The organism is Ectobacillus sp. (assembly GCF_056992975.1).
Map to the genome: position 1 here is coordinate 1 of NZ_JBXKMX010000127.1, position 4,481 is coordinate 4,481.

The 4,481-nt window shown below is 37.8% G+C and carries 5 protein-coding genes and 1 pseudogene; all 6 read right to left on the minus strand.

Annotated elements, in window-relative coordinates:
• A partial coding sequence (locus AC11ZT_RS06410; RefSeq protein WP_484058802.1) for a menaquinol-cytochrome c reductase cytochrome b/c subunit occupies positions 1 to 605 on the minus strand: 605 nt, incomplete at its 3' end.
• A 25-nt stretch (positions 606 to 630) separates the two neighbouring features.
• Positions 631 to 1,305, minus strand: coding sequence for a menaquinol-cytochrome c reductase cytochrome b subunit (qcrB, locus tag AC11ZT_RS06415; RefSeq protein ID WP_484058803.1), 675 nt, complete (start codon positions 1,303 to 1,305; stop codon positions 631 to 633).
• Positions 1,306 to 1,818 (minus strand): Rieske (2Fe-2S) protein, encoded by a 513-nt coding sequence (locus AC11ZT_RS06420; RefSeq protein ID WP_484058804.1) that lies wholly within the window; start codon positions 1,816 to 1,818, stop codon positions 1,306 to 1,308.
• A gap of 214 nt (positions 1,819 to 2,032) precedes the next feature.
• Complete coding sequence (locus AC11ZT_RS06425; protein ID WP_484058805.1) at positions 2,033 to 2,569, minus strand: ReoY family proteolytic degradation factor; 537 nt, start codon at positions 2,567 to 2,569, stop codon at positions 2,033 to 2,035.
• A 74-nt stretch (positions 2,570 to 2,643) separates the two neighbouring features.
• Entirely contained in the window at positions 2,644 to 3,906 is a 1,263-nt protein-coding gene (locus AC11ZT_RS06430) for a tetratricopeptide repeat protein (RefSeq protein ID WP_484058806.1), read from the minus strand.
• Between the two features lie 292 nt (positions 3,907 to 4,198).
• Positions 4,199 to 4,481: pseudogene (locus AC11ZT_RS06435) on the minus strand (3-dehydroquinate synthase); the annotation flags it as partial.

Here is a 4,481-nt window from a genome sequence, read left to right on the forward strand (position 1 = left end):
CCTTGTAAGTTTTCTCCGTGACACGTTAAACACGTATTTTGTTGCATCAGTTTATAGCCATCTGCATTTTTGTCTACTTCTACAGTTTTGATAATGGCACCTTGCTTTTTTGCTGCTGCCCAATTATGATTTGCAACCGATTCATAGGTTAGAAAAACGATGGAACAAAGTGCAAGAAGCATAAATCCTGTCGCTAAAGGACGCTTATGCGGGCGCCTCTCTGTTCCTCGATCAAGAAACGGAGCGAGTAGTAAAGCCCCGCCTGCAATTCCTGGTATAATAAAGGCACCAATCGCCGTATAAGGACCAGATGCATACGAATATTTTAATAGTTGATATAAAAATAAGAAATACCAATCTGGTAACGGTATGTAACTCGCATCTGTTGGATCAGCTGCTCTTTCTAGGGGGGATGGTTCTGCCACTGTTAAGCATAAAAACCCAACTAAAAACACTGCACCTACCATCCATTCTTTTAAAAGAAAGTTAGGCCAAAATGCTTCTGTCTTGCCCGGATATTCAGAATAATCCTTCGGAATGTTTGGCTTTCGAGTAGCTGGCACGCGTGAATCACCTACAAACTTCATGCCTTTGCCGCGATGCATAATCTCCCTCCCTCATGCTTCTCTCTTAAAGTGGACCTGAAATTCCTTGCTTTCGAATAATTAAAAAGTGAGCTCCCATTAGTCCAAGTAATGCACCAGGTAAGAAAAAAACATGAATGGCAAAAAAACGTGTTAATGTTTGTGCCCCGACAATTTCAGAATGACCAGCCAATAGAGTTTTCACATACGGTCCAATTAATGGGGTTTGCTGAGCAATCTGTAAACCTACTTTTGTTGCAAAAAGGGCTTTCATATCCATAGGAAGCAAGTAGCCAGTAAAGCCAAGTCCCATCATTACTCCGAATATGAGTACCCCGACAATCCAGTTTAGTTCACGAGGTTTCTTGTATGCTCCCTGAAAGAATACGCGAAGTGTATGCAAAAACATCATAACAATAACTAAGCTAGCACCCCAATGATGCATACCGCGAACAATTTGTCCATACGCAACTTCATTTTGCAAATAGTAGACGGACTCCCACGCATTTTTTATATCTGGCACATAATACATCGTTAAAAACATACCAGAGAGAATTTGGATGACTGTTACGAAAAAGGTAAGACCGCCAAAACAGTATACGAATGCTGAGAAATGATGAGCAGGATTTACATGTTCTGGTACTTCGTGATCAGCAATATCCCGCCATAAAGGCGTTACATCCAAACGTTCATCAATCCAGTCGTAAATTTTATTAAGCATTTACTTGCCACCTCCATGCGGCTTCGCCTTTCCCAGATACAACGTTCCATCCTTCACCATGGAATCATACACATCTAACGGAGCTAGAGGAGGTGTATTTGGGATATTTATACCACTCTTCTCATAACGACCACCATGACAAGGACAGAAATATTGGTTTGGATGGGCGGTATCTCCGTTCCAGTTTACTGTGCATCCTAAATGTTTGCATACAGGTGATAATGCTACAATGTCTCCGCTTTCATTTTTATATACCCATGCTGACTTAGGCTCGTCTGACTTATACCATGCGTCTACTTGCTTTATTTTAAAATCAAAGCGTTTCGGATCATTGGTAATATCAGAAGTTCTCGCAACCGCAACCATGTCTGTTCCAGCTTCCTGCTTTAAAATAGGGTCTAACGCAGCACGAACCATAGGCATCAACATGCTAGCCGCCATAAATCCACCTACTCCTGTAAGTGTATAGGTAAGAAACTGACGACGTGTAACCTTGCGATCGGATTCACTCATGATCATCCCCCCTACGTAAAAAATTTCATAAAAAAATAGGAAGTAATTCTACTTTACAAAGGACAGCTGTCAGTTAGGTAGTGTAAATTCATATACTTGGATAAAAGGTAAATATCAGAAGGAATGTAGTAGCTCATTCATATAGAGGTTTTTTTGAAGTGAATGGTATAGAGTACATCAGTGGGATTTTATTCCCACTGATGCTAATTTATGTTTATAATTCTTTTAGCTGTGCAGTAAGTTTTTCAAATTCATCCCGATCTTGTCTATCAAGGGCCTCGTCAATTTTCTTAAGCAATTTATCACGAGTAAAGCTAAAAATACTCTCTTCTAAAAATCTTTCCGCAAGTAGTCGATCCTTCTCATTGATTTCTAAACTTTTTGGAAGATACGGATTTTCTTCCAATACTGCAACGTAGTTGGAAGTTTGAAAAGAAAATTTAAAATTCAACTGAATATAAATATCCTCATCCCGGTTAAGTCGTATGTCATGAAACGATTTCTCAGCGTCCGTCGTCATCACATTCTGCTTATAAAAGCAAAATGGTGTTTCCTTAACACAGCTTGTTGACATGACAATACCTCGTGGACAATACTTCGCGTGCTCAACAAAGTGTACCTTCTTCATTAGCTGATCATGACTCATCAAATAATTCAAAATCCAAACACACTCCCGCTGCTTAAGCTGGTAGTTGCCCAAAAACCATTTGACAAAATCCTTCTTCTCATTCACAGAAACAGGGGTATTCATCTCGTATCAACCCTCCTCTGCCTTTCTTTTCTTTTTTACTAACATTCAAGAAGCATGCTCTCGTTTCCTTCTAATCACTGCAAATCCTCTAAATTAAATAAAAGTTCTTCAATATGTGTTTGCGTTCGGTCTAACTCAAGCAACCTTGTAAACACATCCCTCGCCTGCTGTCTCAGCCCTTCTTCTAATAAAAAATGGCCGTATTCTTCTAAGAAGGTAAGATTATCCTTAAAAGAAGTATATGCTTCTTGGTAAGCATTTAATGCATCCGAATACTGTTCTAATTGTTTCTTAGCAAATGCTAAATCCCATAATAATTGGGGATCATCTTCCCCATTTTCATTTGCCGTAACAATAGCAATGACGATATCGTCATATTTTTCTGCATGCTTTAGAATATGAATGTATTTTAATACTGCCTCTAAATGACCAGGATCAAGAGCAAGTGCTTCTAAAAGAGCTGCCTCTGCTTCGTCCATCATACCAAGACTAGCCGCCGCATCTGCTAGTTTTATATGATATCCCACTGAGAAAGAATCGGATTTCAATCCTTCCTTTAGCGTATCATAACTTTCCTGTAACATACCTTCTTCTTCATAACACTCAGCTAAATAAACATGTAAAGATGTATAGTGTGGATCCAGTTCTTTCAGTTCTAAAAATACTGGAATGGCACGCTGATGTAAGCCTGCTTGAAACATCGTAAATGCATAGCCAAAAAGGGTATGAATATCTTTATGCTTCTCTAACCCACTTTCATAATAAGGAAGTGCTTCCTCCCATTGTCCGAGTGAGCTTAACGCTTCTGCAATTCGAAGTGGGATGTGTACATCACCAATTTCATCTTGTTGTTCTACTAATTCTTCATAATATGGCAGTGCCTTAGCAAAATCACCACGACTGCTATAAAATTCACCTAGACCAAATAAAATAATTGGCTCATCCGGCAATTCTTCACGTGCTAACAATAATTTTTGTTCCGCTACTTCATCTAGTCCTTGTGCTTGATATAAATCAGCTAAAAGTAATAAGCCCTGTACATACAAATCATCATCCTGATGTATATCATTTAATATTTCAATAGCTTCATCTTCCCGATCGAAATCAATATATAACTCAGCTTGAAAGAGGATTAATTCACTTTCGTCTGGATAGAGCAAACATAAGTCTTCCATTATAACAAGCGCTTGTTCTAAAAATCCAAGTGTATGATAATAGTGTGCAACTTCGTACTTTTCTTCATCCGTACCCTGCTTTGCAACTTGTTGTAATAATTGTAATCCTTCTTCTGTTTTTCCTTGCTCAATATATTGTACAGCTTCTTGTAACATATTCATTTGTCTTAACTCCTTTTTGGTATACCTCTCTCTATTTTCTCATCGTAGCAAACACAATGCAAATATAGATACATTTATGTACAAGTAATTTTCATTCTCACAAAAAAAGAATCTCCTCCTAACGAGAAGATTCTTTATCATATCATGTTTTTCTTCCAATTTAAATCATAAAGAACGAACTTTTACTTTCGATTCTTTAAGCACTTATTCTAATAAGGATAAAATCGCTTCATTATCTTCTAATTTTTGATAATCCATATGATTCTCCTTACTGCCATACGTTCTTCTATACTTATTTTAAACTTTCCCGCTCTATAAACTCTTGAAGTACATTTATAACCACTTCATCATTTACTGAGACTACTTCGACTGTTCCAATTTCACGAAGTAAGACCATTCGAATGATTCCACTATTAGACTTCTTATCCAACTTCATTTTCTCAACTAAAGGTTCTACTTGTAAATGCTTTGGCATGGTTGGATAGCCGTAGGAAGCAAAGAGACCATCTAATTCACTATAGTTTAAATCCGTTTGATAAATACGTTCACTTAAAAGAATCGCATACCGCATACCA